The following is an 18,237-nucleotide window of genomic DNA, read 5'->3' on the forward strand; positions in this document are numbered from 1 at the left end:
TCCCAATGGGACGGCGCCTTGGTCAGCACCACGTGCAGACAAAGCAAGTGACGCTATCAGGGGGTCGTCGGACGTTGCTCTTGATCACCTCTGTCATCACCCCTGTCATCACCCCTGTCGCCGCTTCTATCTTCGCCCTCGTCGTGGGACGAGTTGCTGCCGAATAGCTTGTGCGACAGCGTGGCGATCATGGCGTAGAAGGATGGCACGAAGCAGCTGCCCAGCACCGCCACCGACGCCATGCCCATCGCCACCGTGGTACCGATGTGGTGACTACTGGTATCACTGGCGCCGGTCGCCATGGCCAGTGGCAAGGTGCCGAAGATGAAGGCCATGGAGGTCATGACGATGGGGCGGAAACGCAGCTCAGCCGCGGTGATGGCCGCCTCACGTATGCTCTTGCCCATTTCCTTGCGTTGCAGCTCGGCAAACTCGACGATCAGGATCGCGTTCTTGGCCGCAAGGCCGATCACCACCAGTACCCCGATCTGGACGTACACGCTGGTGTCCAGTCCACGCATGGCAATACCCGCGATGCCACCGAGGAAGGCAAAGGGCGTTGCCGTCAGCACCGCCAGCGGCAAGGACCAGCTTTCGTACTGGGCCGCCAGAATCAGGAATACCATGACCATGCCGAAGATAATGGCGATGGTACCGGCGTTGCCTGCCTCGCTTTCCTGATAGGCAGTACCGGTCCAGCCCATCCCCCAGTCACTGCCCAGGGTGTCTTCGACAATCCTCTCCATGGCCTGGATCGCCTGGGTGGAGGAATAGCCCTCAGCAGGACCGCCCTGGAACTGCGCCGCCGAGTAGACCCCAAAGCGGGTCACCACGGCAGGCGCCGCCTTGCGCTCGAGAGTCACGAACTCGGACAGCGGAATCCGCTCGCCATTGCCACCACGCACGTAGACATTGTTGATGTCGTCCGGGGTGTCGCGGTACTCCGCCTCGTTCTGCAGGTACACCTGGAAGTTACGGTTCTGGTAGCTGAAGAAGTTGACGAAGCCGTTACCGAAGGTATTCGACAAGGTCGCGTTCAGGTCGGTCAGCGACACGCCGTAGCTCAGCGCCTTCTGCTGGTCGATATCAGCCCTGAATGACGGCACGTTGACACTGAACGTCGAGAACACCTGATTCAGCGCGGGATCCTGATTGGCTGCCTGCATGACCTTGAGCGAGGCCTGGTAGATCTCCTCGGGTGTGGCACCGGAGAACGACTGCAGGTAGCCGGTGAACCCGCCAGTGGTGGAGAGACCAATGATCGGCGGCATATTGAAGGCCATGACCGTGCCGCCATCCACCTCGGCACCGATCTGGAAGATCCGTCCGATCAAGTCATCAACGGTGGTCTCCCGCTCGTCCCAGTTATCCATGTTGATGAAGATGATGCCGCGGGCCGTATTGACCGAGCTGGTCAGCATGTCGTAGCCAGCGATGGCCGATGAATACCTCACACCGGGCACCTCCTCGATACGCTTGCTGACTTCCGCCATGTAGGCCTTGGTACGACTCAGCGACGCCGAGTCCGGCAGACTGACGGCCGCCAAGGCGATGCCCTGATCGGTCTCGGGCACCAGGGTCGACGGCGTGTTCTCGTACAGCCAGAACGAACCGACGCCCACCAGGGCCACCAGCGCCAGGGTCAGTATCCAGGCCTTGACCAGGCCTTTCACCGCCAGCATGAACAGCTTGGTGACCCCGTCGAAGAAGCGATCGAACAGCCTCAGCGGGGTGCGCACCGCACGCATGAAACCGGATTCTTTCTTGTGCAGGTCATGCTTGATGAAGATCGCGGACAGGGCCGGAGTGAAGGTCAACGCCATCAGCGCCGAGAAGGCCACCGATATGGCGATGGTCAACGCGAATTGCTGATAGATCTGCCCGGTGAAGCCACCGAGAAACGCCACCGGCACGAACACCGCCGCCATGATCAATGACGTCGCAATGACCGGACCGCCCACTTCCTTCATGGCCTGAACCGTCGCCTGACGAACGCTGATGTCTTCGTCTTCGGAGAGCACTCGCTCGACGTTCTCCACCACCAGGATGGCGTCATCCACCACGATGCCTATCGATAGCACCAGGGCAAACAGGGTCAGCAGGTTGATCGAGAAGCCGAACGCATAGAAGCCTGCAAAGGTCGCCAGCACAGACACCGGCACCACCGACATGGCGATCACGGTGAAACGCCAGTTCTGCAGGAAGATGAACAGAATGACGCCAACAATCAGGAAGGCTTCGATAAAGGTGTGGAAGACGGTTTCCACCGACGCATCAATGAACAGCGTGGTGTCGTAGGGCACCACGAATTCCAGCCCCGGCGGGAAGCGCCCTTCCAGCTCCGTCATTTTCTCCTTCACCAGATCCGCGGTATGCAGCGCATTGGCGCCAGGCTGCTGCTGAATCATGATCGGCGTCATGATGGCGCCGTTAAGACGCGCTTCGACACCATAGAAGGAGGCGCCCAGCTCGATGCGAGCCACATCATCCAGACGCAGTGCAGACCCGTCTTCGTTGGTACGCAGCAGGATGTTGCGGAAGTCGTCGGCACTGGACAGACGTCCGCCGGCGGTAATGGTGTAGGTAAAGGCTCGCGGGCTGTCGATGGGTGTCGACGCCAGGCTGCCCGCAGGCACTTCCGTGTTCTGGGCGCGGATCGCCGCCGCCACTTCAGTCGGCGTCAGGTCGTACTCGGCCAGCTTGTTCGGGTCCATCCAGATGCGCATGGCAAACTCGCCGCCGCCCAGCACCTCGGCCTCACCGACGCCGGGAATCTGGCGCAGCTCATCGAGAATGTTGAGGGTGGCGTAGTTCTGCATGTAGATGTTGTCGTAGTCTCCCTGGGGAGAGATCAACGACACCAGCATCAGGATCGAGCTAGAACGCAACTCGACCTGAACCCCTTGCTCCTGCACCGCTTCGGGCAACTGGGACAGCGCCCCTTGCACCCGGTTGTTGACGTTGATGGTATTGATATCACCGTCAGTGCCGATGTCGAAGGCGACACTCAGGCTCATGGAGCCGTTATCGGAGCTGGTCGAGTTCATGTAGAGCATGTTCTCGACGCCGTTGATGGCTTCCGCCAGGGGAGCCGCGACGGTTTGCGCCACGGTCTCTGCGTCAGCCCCCGGGAAGGTCGCGCTCACCGACACCGTCGGAGGCACCACGCTGGGATACTGCTCGATCGGCAGTACCCGCATGCTCATCGCACCGATGATGGTCAGGATGATCGCCAGGACCGAGGCAAAGATCGGCCGTTTGATGAAGAAGTTGGCGAAATTCATTCGTTGCCCTCTCCTTCAGCCTCCTCGGCCTCCTGGTTGCCCTGCGGTGCCTCCATTGACGCCTGGTCGGCGCCCTCTCCCGCAGCGGCCTCAGCCTGCTCGCCGGGAGCCTGTCCTGCGCCACCCTGGCCACCTTGCTGTGCCTGCTGCTCGTCGTACTGGGCCGCCTGCATCAGCGCCTCGGCATCACCGTCAAAGGGTTGCGGGTCAATCGGGGTGCCTGGCTTCAAGCTGCCCGGATCGCCGACCACCACACGCTCGCCAGGCTCGACGCCATCCAGGATGATCTGCCACGGACCGGCCAGTTCACCTAGCTGTACCGGACGCGCGCGGGCCACGTTGTCGTCATCCAGCACGTATACCTGCGGTCCCATCAGCCCCTGAGTCAACGCCAGCTCGGGAACCGCCAGCACACCGAAGCGCGCAAGCCCCTCGATCTTCACGCGCACGTATTGCCCGGGCAGCACCGCGCCGTCAGGATTGGCGAAGGTGGCCTCGGCCTGGACGGTGCTAGTGTCGGGGTCGACGCGAGAACCGAGAAAGTCCAGATGACCGCTCAATACAGTGGGTGCCTCCCCGCGAGAAGAGTACGCTTCCAACGAGGCAACAATGTCTTCGATGCTCATGTCTTCAAGCTGACGACGCAGCTCGAAGGCATCGTTCTGGGGCATCTGGAAGCGCACCTCGAGCGGATCCAGAGGGGTAATGGTGGCCAGCTCGGTATTCGGCGACACCAGGTTGCCGACGTTGACTTCGCTCAAGCCAATCACGCCGGACACCGGGGCCGTGACATCCGCATAGTTCAGGTCAAGCTGGGCACTCTTCAGGGCCGCCTCGGCCTGGGCCACGCTGGCACGTGCTACCCGCGCGTCCGCCAATGCCTGATCCACCTGCTGGCGGCTGACAGAGTTCTGCGCCGCTAGCTGCTGGAAACGGTTGGCATCACGGTCCGCCCGAGCCACCTCGGCCTGGGCGCTGGCCAGATCTGCCTCACGCTGCGCTACCGTTGCCTCATACAGGTCAGGCTCGATCGTATACAGGCTATCGCCCTTCTCCACCTGATCGCCGGGCTCGAACTTGCGCTCTTCCAGCACACCAGTGACGCGCGCCACGAGCGTGACCTCCTGCTCGCTCATCAACTTGGAGGGGTACGACTTATCCAGCGGAATGTCCTGGTAGGCCAGCTCTGCCACTTCAATAGGCTTTGCCGGCGGCTGGCCGCCCGCCTGGGCGTCAGACTGTCCTTCATCCTGGCCACAGCCAGCCAGCAGCAACGCCGCCGCCAGTGCGGCCCAGGGGCGACCGCGCGTCATGGTGGTTTTCATCCCGTCATTCCTTGGGGTTCGTGATGTCGTAAGGCTGAAAGACATCCGGCCACCGCGGTGGTGGCCGGACCGGCGCTGGCGGGAACTACGAGTCCTGACGCGGAGGCGCGCCAATGTCCAGCACTGCGTCGTAGCCGTCGGCTTCGCTCTGCTCGGGAAGCGTAAAGTTGACCTGCCCTTCTTCTACCAGGAAGGCGTTCAGTTCAGCGATATCGTCAGCGTCGAGCACGCCGGCCTGGCGATGCAGGCTCAGCAGGTCGACCACGTAGTTGTATCGAGCATCGGCGTAGTCGGCGATGGCGTTATACAGGCTCTGTTCGGCATTGAGCACGTCAACAATGTTACGTGTGCCGACCTCATAGCCCGCACGAGTGGCGTCCAGAGCGCTCTGGTTGGAGACGATGGCCTGCTTGCGCGCCGCCACGGTGGACACGTCATTGCTGACCTGGGTGTACAGCGAGCGAATCTGCAGCACGGTCTCGCGGCGCTGGGACTCGAAGTCGTACTGACTCGACTCCAGCTGGTAGGTCGTCTGGCGCACGGAGGCACTGGTGCGTCCGCCGGTGTAAAGCGGCATGCTCGCACTCACGCCCACCTGGCTGTTCGAGTTGTAGTCCTCGTAGCCGTCCCGCTCATCATCGCTGTAGGCGTAGTTGGCAAAGGCCTCGAAGACCGGTAGATCCGCCGCGCGAGCCACATCGATCTGCTCGCGAGCCACATCGACACCGGCCTGCTGCGCCAGCAGTTCGGGATTGCGCTCAATCGCCAGCTCGATCCAGGCATCGCGGCTGGCCGGCTCAGGCAGCGCAATGGGCAGGTCGTCCTGGAGCATCTCGATGCTGTCGTAACGCTTGCCGGTCAGTCGCTCGAGGGCCTCGAAGGCGACCTGCAGGTTGCTTTCAGCGGTAATGCGGTCCGCCCGAGACTGGTCGAAGCTGGCACGAGCTTCTTCCACATCAGTGATGGCGATCAGGCCCACATCGAACTGCTCCTGGGCTTGCTCGAGCTGACGCCCGATAGCACGCTCCTGGGCACGGCGTGCTTCCAGAATTTCATACGCACGGAGAATGTCGAAATACGCCGAGGATGTGTCGATCAGCACCTGCTGCTCGGTCGCGGCCAGGCTGAAGGTCTGCTGCTCGAGCTGCGCCTTGGCCACGTCGACCTCACGGCTGTTCAGCGCGTCGTACAGCTTCTGAGTGGCCTGCAGGTTGATTCCGTAGCTGATGTAGTCATCATCCATACCGGTGCCGCTGAAACCGGACTGGGATTGCGTCTCGAAGATGTGGTTATAGGCCGCTTCACCTGAAGCGGATACCTGCGGATTGAGGTCCGCCTGCTCGACGTTGATGCCCTCTTCCACGCCACTGGTTGCAGCGCGTGCCGATGCAAGCTCGGAATTGTTTTCCAGGGCGTCGCGGGTAATGGTCAGCAGGTCAGCACCCTGGGCCTGTCCCACCATCAAGGCAGCTACAACGGCACACAGCAGGTGGCGGCGCACGCGTACCGGCGTACTCCGGGAATCAGAAACTGGATGGGAAGGCGTCATTAAAAGCATCCTCGGTATGTTGCTTGGCGTTGTCCACAAGTCCCATCACACCGGCCCGGAGGGCTCCTTCCAGGCAATCAGGACCGGTACAGCAGCGGGGCGCGTCATTGACACAGCGTGGTCGACTCCCGCGCCATCCGCGAGATTCGATCTTGCATCGGGTCAACGATCTTTCACTTGCAGCATACGCCAATAGTAGCAATCGATATACATACATTGTCGCATGTTTGATGGACTATTCTACCGCCCTTCGTGCAAGGATGGTGAAAATTTCGCAATTTCGCACGCACCCTCTAGCTCGACTAGAATGATGCAATGCAGCATTTGCATCCTCGCCGTCAGACCACCCGTCAGGAGCTGCCATGGATCATCTGAGCCTGGTCACACATCGCGAACTGGAGATCGCCGTGCGCGTTTTCCACCCCGAAGCACCGAAAACGGTAGTGGCCTGGCATGGGCTGGCGCGCCATGGTGGCGACTTCGCAGCCCTGGCAAGAGAGCTGGGTCCAGAATGGCGCGTTCTTGCTCCTGACACCCCCGGGCGAGGGCTCTCCAGCTGGTCCATGTATCCGGCCAATGACTATGTATACGCCCATTACATGACAGTCGCGTTAGCTGTACTCGACCACTTTTCGTTGGACAGCGTCCCCTGGATTGGTACCTCCATGGGAGGCCTGCTCGGCATGTTGCTGGCGGCAGATCCTGCCAGCGCATCCCGCATCGAACGCCTGGTGCTTAACGATGTCGGCCCCGAGCTCGACCCCTCGGGGCTGACCGAGCTTGCCAGCTACTTTACGGTCCCCCATCGATTCACGCGGCTGGGGCAGCTTGAAGCAGAGCTACGTCGCCACTACGCCGGCTTTGGCATCGACACCGAGGACGGTTGGCGCCAGCTGACACTGGAGAGCGCTCGGCGCCTGCCGGACGGCAGCTGGACCTATCACTACGACCCCCGGATAGGCGAGCAATTTGTCCATGACACGCCGCGGGATACCTGGTCCGACTGGAGGGCCATACGTTGCCCCTTGATGGTCATTCGTGGCGAAGATTCCGCGCTGATCAGCGAAGACATTGTCCAGCGCATGGGCGAAGCACAGCCAACACTCGAGACATTGAGCGTACCTGGCTGTGGACACGCTCCCATGCTCGATCGCCCCCAGCAAGTCGACCCCATCAAGGCCTTTCTGGAATCCACCACCAGCGCCCAGCAGGAGGCCGTGGACGCCAACGCCTTGCCATGGTGGAAGCGCTGGCTGGGTATCGGGCACTGACACGCCCCGGCTACACTTGGCGGTTCTTGACGGGTCTAGCCTGCCCGGTGGGCAGGCAGTCGCAGGCCCTCATGCACTGTTGCTCCAGGGAGACGTTATGTACAAGCTCGCCTTTTTCGTACCACACGACCATGCGGAGGCGGTCAAGGAAGCGGTCTTCGCCACCGGTGCTGGCCGTATCGGCGACTATGAAGCCTGCTGCTTTCAGACCGCCGGGGAAGGTCAGTTCAGGCCCTTGAATGGCGCGGATCCGCATATCGGCCGAGTCGGTGAGCTCGAGCGAGTACAGGAGTTCAAGGTCGAAATGGTGTGTGCAGATGAGTTGATTGAAGCGGCAGTGTCGGCACTGAAACTGGCACACCCTTATGAAGAAGTGGCCTATGACGTCTGGCGCCTGGCCGAACTGTGACGTCTGGCGCCTGGCCGAGCGGCGACCTCCTGCTCCAGCTCGGCTCAAGCTTCGGCTCACGCTCAGATCGGCCTCGCCATCACAGGCCCACGGCGAGCAGCGTTGAATGGGCCCCGCTCAGGCACTGCCGAAGAAGGCGGAGCGCTGCTCTGGGGTGATGTCACTGACGTGCAACGGGAAGTGATCAGTGCCCCGGTCTTCGAAAAAGTGCCGCAAGGTGCGCTCGATGGTGGGAAAGGCAAGCTCATCCCAGGGTATCTCGTGTTCTTCAAAGAGTTGCACGTCCAGGCTCTCCGGCCCCGCCGCATAGCTGCCGTTCAGCTCCGCCAGAAAGATCATGAAGACCTGGTCGATGTGGGGCAGATTGATCATGGTGTACAGCCCCGCCAGCGCCACATCGGCGCAGGCTTCCTCGCGGGTCTCCCGTCGGGCCGCATCCGGTGTCGTCTCTCCGTTCTCCATAAAACCTGCCGGCAGCGTCCAGTACCCTTCTCGGGGAGCTATGGCCCGCCGACACAGCAATACGCGAGAGCCGCACACCGGCAAGGTCCCCGCCACGATCCTGGGATTCTGGTAGTGAATCGTGCCGCAGGCATGGCACAGGAAACGCGGGCGGTCATCCCCCTCAGGGATGGCAAAGCTGACCGGCTCACCACAGTGGCTGCAAAAATTCATGGGCTGCAATCGTTCTTGTCGTTCCCTGGCAGGGAGTGGGAGACAGGCTTGACGCCGCTACGTAGGGCTGGGTACAACGAACGAAACCCAGCGGACACCCCATGTTAGAGAAACTACGCAAACGCCTGCAAGCGCATTCCCCGCGGCAGCTAAAGGTCAAGCTGCCAGAGGCAGCGGTGCTGATCCCAGTGATCGACCGACCAGAGCCGGGCCTGTTGTTCACGCGTCGCGCCAGCCATCTGTCGACCCACAGCGGCCAAGTGGCCTTTCCTGGCGGCAAGCGCGAGGATCAAGATGACCACCTGCTGGCCACGGCCTTGCGTGAGTCGGAAGAGGAAATCGGCCTGGAGGCCCATCACGTCGAGGTGATCGGTCAGCTGTCCGATGTGCTTTCCCTGCACGGGCTCAAGGTCACACCCTTTGTCGGCATCATACCGCCAGGGCTACCGCTGGCGCCGGATCAGGGCGAGCTGGACGCCATCTTCGAGGTGCCGCTGGCTCACTTCCTTGACGATCATCGCACCCATACCGATGTCATCCCGGTCGACGGCAATAACCTCTACGTGCCCAGCTACCTGATCCCTGCCGACCAAGGCGAGGACTACGTGATCTGGGGGCTATCGGCGATGATGCTGGTGGAGCTTCTGGCGGAGGGATTCGGCCAGGAAATGAGCCTCTCGCGCCGCCCTGAGGGTACACTGCGCCACCTGCCTCCGCGACGGGCCCCACATGCCTGACGCAGACAGCCACCACTGGCTCGCAAGGGCACATGACATCACCTGGCAAGAGACGACTTAGGCACTATGAGCTATCCAGACGCTTGCCCTCTACCCCCTGGCCGCCTCGACGAGTTGATCGAGGCGCTGGTGGAGCAAGGCTTTTATATCGGCAAGGAACTGCTGGATCCGGCGCTTTGCCAGGCCCTGCACAGCGAAATCGAGGACCGCGCTCGTCTAGAGGCCCTGACCAGGGCAGGTATAGGACGCGGCAACGAGCACGAAACCCGCGATGATATTCGCGGAGACGCCATCCATTGGCTCGACCGGGAAACCCTGGCTCAGCGGCGCTACCTGGACACCATGGGGGAATTGCAGCAGGCCCTCAATGCCAGCCTGTTTCTCGGCCTGTTCGAGTATGAAGCGCACCTGGCACGCTACCCCAGCGGCGCCTTCTATCGTCGCCACCTCGACAGCTTTCGCGGCCGCGCCAACCGTGTGGTCTCCACGGTCGGCTACCTCAATCCGGACTGGCCTGAGGACGGCGGCGGTGAGATGGTGATCTACGCAAGCGATGACCAGGATCGGGAAGTGGCGCGTGTGGCGCCACAGGCTGGGACCCTGGTGTGCTTCCTGTCAGAGCAAGTACCCCATGAAGTGTTGCCAACGCGACACCCCCGGGCCAGCATCGCGGGCTGGTTCCGACGCAACGCCTCACTCGGGGGCATGATCGACCCCGCGCGCTGAGTCAGCCGCCCTGTGTGACCTGCGCTTGCCAGACAAGCCATATCGCTATCGAGTGTGCCCATGTCCACCACTACCGACACCCGGCTGCGTGAGCTCGAGCAAACCATCGCGCGGCTGGAAGAAGAAAAACGTCACTATCAGTGGCTGGCGGAAAGCACCACCGATCTAATCTCGCGGCACGACCAGGACGGCGTCTTTCTCTATGCGTCCCAGGCCTCGCAGTCGCTGCTCGGCTTTGCGCCGGAAGAGCTGGTGGGCATCTGCGCCTATGACATGTTTCACCCCGACGACCTGGCCGCCCTGCTGAGCAAGTCACCCAGCATTTACTACCACGAAGGCTTCTACGAGCAGACCTACCGTTTCCGCACCCGTGAAGGCCACTACATCTGGTTCGAGACCACGAGCCGAACTCGCCGAGACCCCGCCACCGGCGACTTGATCGACATACTCTGCGTATCCCGCGATGTCAGCCGGCGGGTCGAGGAAGAAGCGAGACGTCAACGCCTGGCACGGGTGGTCGAATCGACCACGGACTACGTGCTGTTCTGTGATGAAGACGAGACGCTGGTCTACTCGAACCAGGCGGCTCGCGAGCTGCTGGGCCTTGCCAAGGACAGCCCCTCGCTGGCCATTCGCCAGCTGCTGACCACCCAGGCCACCCAGACCTGGTGCCAGCAGGTACTGCCAGCCATTCACCAGCATGGACGCTGGAGCGGAGAGTTGGCCCTGGCCAGCCCTGGCGGTGACATTCCGGTGCTCAGTGTGGTCCAGCAACACCGTGAACAGGCAGGCCATGCCCAGCTATCCCTGGTCAATCGAGACCTCAGCCTGCGTCTGGAAGCAGAAGCGCAAGCGCGGCGCCACCAGGAACAGATTACTCATGCCAATCGGCTGGCCTCCCTCGGCGAGTTGGCCACCACGATTGCCCACGAGTGCAACCAGCCATTGGCGACCCTCAGCAACTATGCCAGTGGCGCGCTGATGCAGCTTGAACGCAATCCCCAACAGCCTGCCAGTGAGCTCACCGTTCCACTCACCCGAATCAGCCATCAGATTCAGCGGCTATCGGACCGTCTCAAGCATATTCGCCGGTTTGTTCGCCGTGGCAGCCTGCACCTTGCCCCCCAGGACCTCTCCGCCATCATCTCTGCGGCGGTCGACCTGTGGGAGCCACAGTGCCGCCACGAAGGGGTTCAGCTCATCTGGTGCATGACGCCTCCTGGCCTGTACGTTACTGCCGACGCCGAGGGGCTGGAGCAGGTACTGGTAAACCTAATTCGTAACGCGCTAGACGCCTGCCGCGACACGGTGGCCACTACCTCGCCTCCCCGTATCCTCGTCGATGCCTATCCCACCGGCGCAGATACGGTATGCATCGACATTTTGGATGACGGGCCAGGCGTCCCTGAAGATCAGCGTCCACAGCTCTTCACGCCTTTTGTCAGTAGTCGCCCGGAGGGCCTTGGCATGGGGCTATCGATCAGTCTGTCATTGCTGGAGGCCATGGGCGGAGGGCTGACGCTTGAGGACACTGGTCGTGACGGCGCAACCTGCCGAGCTCCAGTGCCAGAGGATTCTCAGCGCTTCCAGGTGTCTTCCCCCTTTACCGGTGCACGCTTTCGCATCAGCCTCGCGCGCGTCTGGGCACCAGCGCCAGCGTGATGAACAGTCCCCGGCAGGGCCCCAATCGGATAGGATAACGACGTTGCTTGTTTTCTGTTATCGGCGGTCAGCATGTGCTCACCACATGTCCAGGCTCGCCAGACCACCTCGGTAACTGCCATGTCCCATGATGTTCCGCCTGCCACCGTCGCCATCGTCGATGATGACGAAGATCTGAGGGAGTCGCTGGCCTGGCTGCTGCAGTCGGTAGGACTCGGCGCTAGAGGCTACTCCAGCGGTGATGACTTTCTTGCCTCGACCCATTCGCATCAGGTGCTATTGCTGGATGTGCGCATGCCAGGACTCAGTGGGCTTCAGGTCCAGCAGCGGCTAGCCCAGCGCGACCAGCACCTGCCGTTGATCATGATGACGGGGCACGGTGATGTCCCCATGGCGGTGGCAGCCTTGAAGGCAGGCGCCTTCGATTTCATCGAAAAGCCCTTCAACCAGCAGCAGCTGATCGACACGATTCAACAGGCGCTGGATCTCCATCACTGCCAGATGAACCACTGGTCGCGACAGCAGGAGCTGAAGCGTCGCTACGACACGCTGAGAGCCAATGAGCAAGCCATCCTGCGGGAGGTGGCGCGGGGCCTGACCAGCCGTGAAATCGCTGAACAGCTATCCCTCAGCGCCAAGACCATTGAGGTCTACCGTCAGCGCATCATGAAGACGCTGGGTGCCGCCAATCTGGCTGAACTGATTCGAATGGCCGTTGCGCTGGAGTTGGTCGATGCGCTTCCGGCCACTCACTAACATCACGCACTCGCCTGGCGAGTATCGCCACCTCGAACACCTTCTCGCCTCAGGCCGAATCACGCCATCGGTCAGGGCCGGCGCTTCGCTCCTGACGCCAGGAAGGCCCCTGAGGTGAACCCCGCAGCCGGGCCAGGCGCTGAGAGAGCGGCTCCAGCCCCAGCGCCTGTCGGCGTCGGTCCACGTCGGCAGGGTTCTCGATCTCACCAGGGACCGGCCAGCCATCCTCACCAATCTCGAACTGGGTGCCGTAACGCTGCGGCTGTCCCATCAGCACGCGCATCCGATCCTCCAGGTAGGCCAGCTGCCACCCGGGAGCCTGACCGTCGCCAACGGCCTGCTTCAGGGCAACACAGCAGCGCTGCATGAAGTCGACGTCAAACACCGCATGCATGGCGATATGCCACGCCGCCTCGCAACCATCCTCGCCTGCGGCATCGCGGCCAGGCCAGCCCTGACGATCGATGATCCCCGACAGCCGCTCGGCATTGTCCTGATACAACGCCCGAACCCGCGGGTGATAATCCATCGAGGGAAGTTCCCCGGAAGCGCTGAGTTCCTCCAGCAACGTCCGGTCCTGTTGCAGCAGCGTGATCATCTGCTGGGCCAACACTCCTTTGCGTATCGTCATCCCGAGCACCTCGTATCCGCTGACCTGCCACGCTTGATCACAGACTCCTAGGGTTAATGGTCTGCATCAATAGTCGATTCTCCGACCGCTCCGTAGGAAAACATCGACAAAGCAGGCTTGTTTCAGCAAAGAAAAAACTGGCGTCGCCGAGCGCAGCGTGGGGTCAACCCGCATGCTAGAGTCCATGGAAACACCCTGGCATCCCTCCTCCGAGGCATCCCAGGCCTAGCAGACGACGCTGTCAATGCTGCCACTTATGAGGACATGCTGATGAATGAGACCGACCTCCATCACCTGCGCCGTTGCATCGAACTGGCACAGCAGGCCCTGGACAAGGGCGACGAACCCTTTGGTTCGCTGCTGGTCGATGGCCACGGCAAGATACGCTTTGAGGACCACAATCATGTCGCGGCGGGTGACGCGACTCAGCATCCCGAGTTTGCCATCGCCCGTTGGGCCGCCACCCACCTGTCAGCAGAGGAGCGCAGGGAAGCCACGGTATACACATCGGGAGAACACTGCCCGATGTGCGCCGCCGCCCACGGTTGGGTCGGCCTTGGCAGGATTGTCTACGCCAGCTCGTCTGAACAACTGGGTCAATGGCTGGCGCAGTGGGAGGTCGCCCCGGCACCGGTGGCACCGCTACCGATTGGATCCATTGTCCCGGGCCTTCAGGTCGACGGGCCAGTCGCAGCGTTCGGCGATGCGATTCGCGAACTGCATCGCCGATACCACCAGGAGAAGCGCCTCAGAGGGTGACAGGACGCTGGCTTGCTTCCAGGTGGTCGCCGACCCTGAGCACGGCACCGACACCGTCTTCGATGATGGCATTCTGACCGAAGTAGGCGCCTTTCCAGCCAGGCTGTGTGTCCATTTCGACCAGCGTCTTGAGGGGCTCCTTGGGGGAAGGCGCAGCGCCACTGCGCTGATCAAGGGTAATGATCTTGCAACGCTTGCAGGGCTTGCGTAGCCCCAGTCGATAGCCTGGGCCCGCCAGGCTGCTCCAGTCACGCTCAGCAAAGGCGTCAGCGCCCGACACCACCAGGTTGGGACGGAAGCGCTCCATCGGGACGGGGTCTTCTCCCTTGGCCAGCAGTCGCTCGTTGAGCGCCGCCAGAGACGCCTCGCACGCAATCAGCAGTGGATAGCCGTCGGCAAAGCCAGTATGAACCACGCCCTGTTCCTGGGGGGACAGGTAGTCGGTTTCGACCAGCCTTCTGGCGGAATCGGGGAGTCGCACCAGGCGCAAGGATCCTTGAGGAGCGCCCAGCGCAGCGGCGAGCCACTGTGACGCCTCAGGGCCCTCATCCTCCGCCTGGCAGTCACTTGCCCAGACCCTCACATCCAGCATGGCCCCACTGGTATCCGCCAATGGCACCACCAAGGGCGGCATATCCGCATGACGCAGTTGTAGCGCTGTTTCGGTCAGGACGACACCGATGGTCGCCAGCGCTGGCAGCTCGCGCTGGGTGACGAACTTGCCCGCGGGATTGACCAGCATCCAGCGACGATCATGGGCCAGGCCGCGCTCGGTAAGTTCCGCATGGGACAGGGTGATTCCCTGCAGGGACTTCACCGGATAGCAGGCGAGAGAGGACAGCTTCATCAACGTTCCTTGTCAGTGGTGGGTGCGCTCGACGTGGCGGTGAGCGGTAGCCCTGCGATCTTACCCGACAATGCCGACACGCTGTCGTAACAGACTGTCGAGACGATCTATCACAGCGAGCTGTCGTGACACGCTGTCGTGACACGCTTTCGTGTCGCCCTATCGTGACACGCTTTCGTGTCGCCCTATCGTGTCGCCCCAGCGTGACAGCGCCCACAGGATCCATGACGCCGCTGTGGTAAGTGTCAGGCAAGCTGGCTGACGCTCAGCCGATGGCCAGTTCTACCGCCCTTTTCGCGTGGATCGCCGTGGTGTCGTACAGCGCCACCGAGGTATCCTGCTGATTGACCAGCAGCGCAATCTCGGTGCACCCCAGAATCACGGCCTGGGCCCCATCAGCGGCAAGCTCCTCCATGATGGCCAGCATCTCATCGCGAGACGTTGGCACGATCTGGCCATGACACAGTTCATCGTAAATGATGCGATGCACTTGCTCGCGCTGGGGCTTGTCAGGGACCCTGACGTCAATTCCGAAGGCCTCGAGCCGATCCTTGTAGAATCCCTGCTCCATGGTGAAACGCGTACCCAGTAGCCCAACACGCTTGATCCCGTCCATGACCAGTGCATCCGCAGTGGAGTCGGCGATGTGGAGCAAGGGAATATCCACGGCCTTCTCGATCTGACGTGCCACCTTGTGCATGGTGTTGGTGCACAATACGAGCATGTCGGCGCCGGCTTCCTGCACCTGCCAGGCAGCGCCTGCCAGCAAGGCGGCAGCGTCTTCCCAGCGCCCCTGCCGCTGGAATGCCTCGACTTCGGCAAAATCGACGCTGACCAGGACGATCTTGGCCGAGTGATGTCCCCCAAGGGTCTCGTTGACGCCACGATTGAGGTACTGGTAATAGCTCACCGTGGATTCCCAGCTCATTCCACCCAACAAACCGATGGTCTTCATGCCCGCCCTCCCGGAATCATCCCTGACGTCAGTATCGTCTAACCCACAGCATACAGGGACCCGCTGAGAGGAACAGTATCCATCACCTCAACCCTTTGCTGCTCCTGAGTGGGCTGCGCGATCATGAACAACCGCTTTCTCCAGGCCCAGCACCTGGCCATGGGGAGTCGGGCAGCCTCGCACCTGCTGATACCCCTGTCGCTGATACCATGACACGGCGCGACTCCCCGACAGCACACGCAGGCGAAGGCATTGAGCACCCGACAAGCGCGCCATGTCTTCCCACAGTGCGAGCAAGTGCGTACCGATTCCCTTGCCGCGTTCATCCGGCACCACATGCAGCTCCCGCAGCACGACAACATCAGCACTCTGCTCCCATGCCAGCAACCCCACTCGCCCACGGTCACAGACCGCCCAGCGCCAGCACCTCTCGGGGAAACGCTGGTGAAACCGTTCACTGTCCCAGGTCAGCCCGTGGCGAAGGTAGTCATCTGCCATCTGATGACGCACTAGCGTTTCTGCCACGTCAGCCTCTGCGCATCCCTCGAGCGTCACCCTATCGCCGTCCATGCCCCATGCCCCTTCCCATCCCCTTCCTACAACAACACGGCCCTGGTAAACACCAGGGCCGTGTTGTTGAGGCTATGACAAACCCGCGCCGTCAGAAGTTGGGTTTGCGTTTCTCGACGAAGGCGCTCATGCCTTCACGCTGCTCGTCGGAGGCGAAGCACAGCGCGAACAGGCTGGTCTCCAGCGCCAACGCACTGTCCAGATCCTGATCCATGCCATCGTGGATGACCTGCTTGGCACTGCGCACGGCTCCCGGACCATTGCCAGCGAGCTGCTTGGTCAAGGTCTGGGCATAGTCTTCCAGCTCCGCCTGGGACATCACCTGATTGACCAGCCCGATACGCAGCGCCTCGGCGGCATCAATCTTGCGTCCGGTGGTGCACAGGTCCAGCGCCATGGCCGGCCCCACCCGGCGCGGCAGGCGCTGTGAGCCGCCGAAGCCAGGAATCACGCCCAACAGAACCTCCGGCTGACCAAACACGGCGTTGTCGCTGGCCACCGCCCAGTCACAGGCCAGAGCCAGCTCGCAGCCGCCTCCGAGGCAAAAGCCGTTGACCAGGGCCACCACGGGCACTGGCAGCGTCTCAAGTCGCTTGACGGTCTTCAACGCCTGGGCCGCGAAGTCGCGCGCCTGCTGAGGTGACATCTCACGCATCTCGGTGATGTCGGCCCCTGCCACGAACGACTTTTCGCCAGCGCCGGTCATCAACACCGCACGCAGCCCTTCGCGGCCTTCCAGCTGGTCCAGTACGTCTTCCAACGCCTGAATGACTCCACTGTTGAGAGCGTTCAGCGCCTTGGGGCGGTTGATGGTCAGACGAACAACGCCGCCTGTATCGGTCATCTCGACCAGTTGCTCACTCATGCAGGGACTCCTGTACGTAAAGGGACAGACACCGCTGTGAAGGCTTCAGCCGCCCTCCGCCACTCGCCCGGGACGGGTGACTGCCAGACGCCCCGAACAAGCATGGGATCTAGCGCGTGCTTCACAACGCTGTGCTCGAAACCGTGATAGTTAGGCCTGGCTCTCAAGACCGAGCTTTCAAGACCGGGGTTCAAGACCTGGCTTTCGCATCACCCTAGCGAACGCTTGGTAGGCTCACAAGCCATTCTTTTGGCGCATATACGCCGCATCAACCACTGTAGTCGTGGAATCCTCGCCCGCTCTTGCGGCCCAGATAACCTGCATCGACCATTCGCTTCAGCAAGGGGCAAGGACGGTACTTCGGATCCCCGAAGCCTTCCGCCAGCACATTCATGATCGCCAGGCAGACATCCAGGCCGATAAGGTCGGCCAAGGCCAAGGGCCCCATGGGATGGGCAGCGCCGAGCTGCATGGACGTATCGATATCGTTTACGCTGGCGACGCCTTCCTGCACCAGGAACGCTGCCTCGTTGATCATCGGCACCAGCAGTCGGTTCACCGCAAAGCCCGGCGAGTCTGAAATCGCCACAGACGTCTTGCCCATGGCCTCCGCCAGCGCCTCGACACGAGCCACCGTGGCGTCACTGGTCTGTTCAGCGCGAATGATCTCGACCAGCTTGAGCACCGGCACCGGATTGAAGAAGTGCATACCCACCACCCGTTCGGGCCGTTGGCACACGCCGGCCAGTCGAGTGAGCGACAGCGAGGAGGTATTCGAGGCCAGAATGGCCTGGTGATTGAGCGCGTCCAGCTCCTTGAACAACCGTTCCTTGAGCTCTGCGGCTTCAGGGGCGGCTTCAATAATCACCTGCCGATCTGCCAGTGCATCAAGCGACGTGGACGTCGCCAGGCGGGCACTGGCAGCCTGCTGATCCTGCTCGCTGAGGCGACCTTTCTCCACCAGCCTGCCAAGTCCCTTGGCTATTCCTGTCTGCGCGCGCTCAAGGGCTTCCTCAGCGACATCACACAGCGTGACCTGGAAACCACTCTGAATCAGCACCTGGGCAATCCCCTGCCCCATGGTACCGCCTCCCACGACTCCGATCAGAGTCTCGCTCATGGCATCGTCCCTCTAAGGTTTCATTCAATGGTTAATCGGTGATACATCTGCGACATATCTGTGTGAGTGCACGATAACGCTGGATCATATAGCAAC

General features: G+C 61.8%; 17 protein-coding genes. 7 read left to right on the top strand and 10 right to left on the bottom strand.

Annotation, left to right across the window (positions count from 1 at the left end; genetic code table 11):
- Positions 1-56: 56 nt before the first annotated feature.
- The 3 genes from JF545_RS17945 to JF545_RS17955 all read right to left on the bottom strand — a co-directional run bounded on the left by JF545_RS17945 (position 57) and on the right by JF545_RS17955 (position 6,158).
- Positions 57-3,284: an efflux RND transporter permease subunit gene (locus tag JF545_RS17945; RefSeq protein ID WP_206944334.1), complete on the bottom strand. Its 3,228-nt coding sequence runs from the start codon at positions 3,282-3,284 to the stop codon at positions 57-59.
- Positions 3,281-4,609 (bottom strand): efflux RND transporter periplasmic adaptor subunit, encoded by a 1,329-nt coding sequence (locus JF545_RS17950; RefSeq protein WP_206944336.1) that lies wholly within the window; start codon positions 4,607-4,609, stop codon positions 3,281-3,283. The genes JF545_RS17945 and JF545_RS17950 overlap by 4 nt, the downstream gene beginning before the upstream one ends.
- An 85-nt stretch (positions 4,610-4,694) precedes the next feature.
- Entirely contained in the window at positions 4,695-6,158 is a 1,464-nt protein-coding gene (locus JF545_RS17955) for a TolC family outer membrane protein (RefSeq protein WP_206944337.1), read from the bottom strand.
- A gap of 362 nt (positions 6,159-6,520) precedes the next feature.
- Here JF545_RS17955 and JF545_RS17960 point away from each other — a divergent pair, with 362 nt between their 5' ends.
- Together JF545_RS17960 and JF545_RS17965 are read left to right on the top strand one after the other, a co-directional pair.
- Positions 6,521-7,429, top strand: coding sequence for an alpha/beta fold hydrolase (locus JF545_RS17960; protein WP_206944338.1), 909 nt, complete (start codon positions 6,521-6,523; stop codon positions 7,427-7,429).
- Between the two features lie 97 nt (positions 7,430-7,526).
- Entirely contained in the window at positions 7,527-7,838 is a 312-nt protein-coding gene (locus JF545_RS17965; RefSeq protein ID WP_206944339.1) for a YqfO family protein, read from the top strand.
- 117 nt (positions 7,839-7,955) lie between these two features.
- Here the strand turns inward: JF545_RS17965 and JF545_RS17970 are convergent, their stop codons facing one another.
- Positions 7,956-8,513, bottom strand: coding sequence for an NUDIX hydrolase (locus JF545_RS17970; RefSeq protein ID WP_206944340.1), 558 nt, complete (start codon positions 8,511-8,513; stop codon positions 7,956-7,958).
- Positions 8,514-8,614: 101 nt separating this feature from the next.
- Here JF545_RS17970 and JF545_RS17975 point away from each other — a divergent pair, with 101 nt between their 5' ends.
- From JF545_RS17975 to JF545_RS17990, 4 genes are all read left to right on the top strand, one after another.
- Positions 8,615-9,250, top strand: a complete 636-nt coding sequence (locus tag JF545_RS17975; RefSeq protein ID WP_206944341.1) for a CoA pyrophosphatase — start codon at positions 8,615-8,617, stop codon at positions 9,248-9,250.
- A 66-nt stretch (positions 9,251-9,316) separates the two neighbouring features.
- A complete protein-coding gene (locus tag JF545_RS17980; RefSeq protein WP_206944342.1) occupies positions 9,317-9,976 on the top strand; it encodes a 2OG-Fe(II) oxygenase in 660 nt (219 codons plus the stop codon).
- A 60-nt stretch (positions 9,977-10,036) separates the two neighbouring features.
- The gene (locus JF545_RS17985; protein ID WP_206944343.1) at positions 10,037-11,638 is read left to right on the top strand and encodes a PAS domain-containing sensor histidine kinase; all 1,602 of its coding nucleotides are present in this window, start codon (positions 10,037-10,039) and stop codon (positions 11,636-11,638) included.
- A 120-nt stretch (positions 11,639-11,758) separates the two neighbouring features.
- The gene (locus JF545_RS17990; protein WP_206944345.1) at positions 11,759-12,394 is read left to right on the top strand and encodes a response regulator transcription factor; all 636 of its coding nucleotides are present in this window, start codon (positions 11,759-11,761) and stop codon (positions 12,392-12,394) included.
- 49 nt (positions 12,395-12,443) lie between these two features.
- On the opposite strand, the gene JF545_RS17995 is transcribed toward JF545_RS17990, so the two are convergent.
- Entirely contained in the window at positions 12,444-13,025 is a 582-nt protein-coding gene (locus JF545_RS17995) for a DUF6624 domain-containing protein (protein WP_206944347.1), read from the bottom strand.
- A 270-nt stretch (positions 13,026-13,295) separates the two neighbouring features.
- Here JF545_RS17995 and JF545_RS18000 point away from each other — a divergent pair, with 270 nt between their 5' ends.
- Positions 13,296-13,784 carry a nucleoside deaminase gene (locus JF545_RS18000; RefSeq protein ID WP_315900691.1) on the top strand — a complete coding sequence of 163 codons (489 nt, stop codon included), beginning with the start codon at positions 13,296-13,298 and terminating at the stop codon, positions 13,782-13,784.
- Here the strand turns inward: JF545_RS18000 and JF545_RS18005 are convergent.
- The 5 genes from JF545_RS18005 to JF545_RS18025 all read right to left on the bottom strand — a co-directional run bounded on the left by JF545_RS18005 (position 13,774) and on the right by JF545_RS18025 (position 18,141).
- Complete coding sequence (locus tag JF545_RS18005) at positions 13,774-14,631, bottom strand: MOSC domain-containing protein (RefSeq protein ID WP_206944349.1); 858 nt, start codon at positions 14,629-14,631, stop codon at positions 13,774-13,776. The genes JF545_RS18000 and JF545_RS18005 overlap by 11 nt on opposite strands.
- A 265-nt stretch (positions 14,632-14,896) precedes the next feature.
- Positions 14,897-15,586 carry an aspartate/glutamate racemase family protein gene (locus tag JF545_RS18010; protein WP_206944351.1) on the bottom strand — a complete coding sequence of 230 codons (690 nt, stop codon included), beginning with the start codon at positions 15,584-15,586 and terminating at the stop codon, positions 14,897-14,899.
- An 87-nt stretch (positions 15,587-15,673) separates the two neighbouring features.
- The gene (locus JF545_RS18015) at positions 15,674-16,156 is read right to left on the bottom strand and encodes a GNAT family N-acetyltransferase (protein WP_206944352.1); all 483 of its coding nucleotides are present in this window, start codon (positions 16,154-16,156) and stop codon (positions 15,674-15,676) included.
- A 91-nt stretch (positions 16,157-16,247) separates the two neighbouring features.
- Positions 16,248-17,021, bottom strand: coding sequence for an enoyl-CoA hydratase-related protein (locus JF545_RS18020; protein WP_206944353.1), 774 nt, complete (start codon positions 17,019-17,021; stop codon positions 16,248-16,250).
- Between the two features lie 268 nt (positions 17,022-17,289).
- Positions 17,290-18,141 carry a 3-hydroxybutyryl-CoA dehydrogenase gene (locus tag JF545_RS18025; RefSeq protein WP_206944354.1) on the bottom strand — a complete coding sequence of 284 codons (852 nt, stop codon included), beginning with the start codon at positions 18,139-18,141 and terminating at the stop codon, positions 17,290-17,292.
- Positions 18,142-18,237 lie beyond the last annotated feature (96 nt).

Source organism: Halomonas litopenaei, assembly GCF_017303055.1.
GTDB lineage: Bacteria > Pseudomonadota > Gammaproteobacteria > Pseudomonadales > Halomonadaceae > Halomonas > Halomonas litopenaei_A.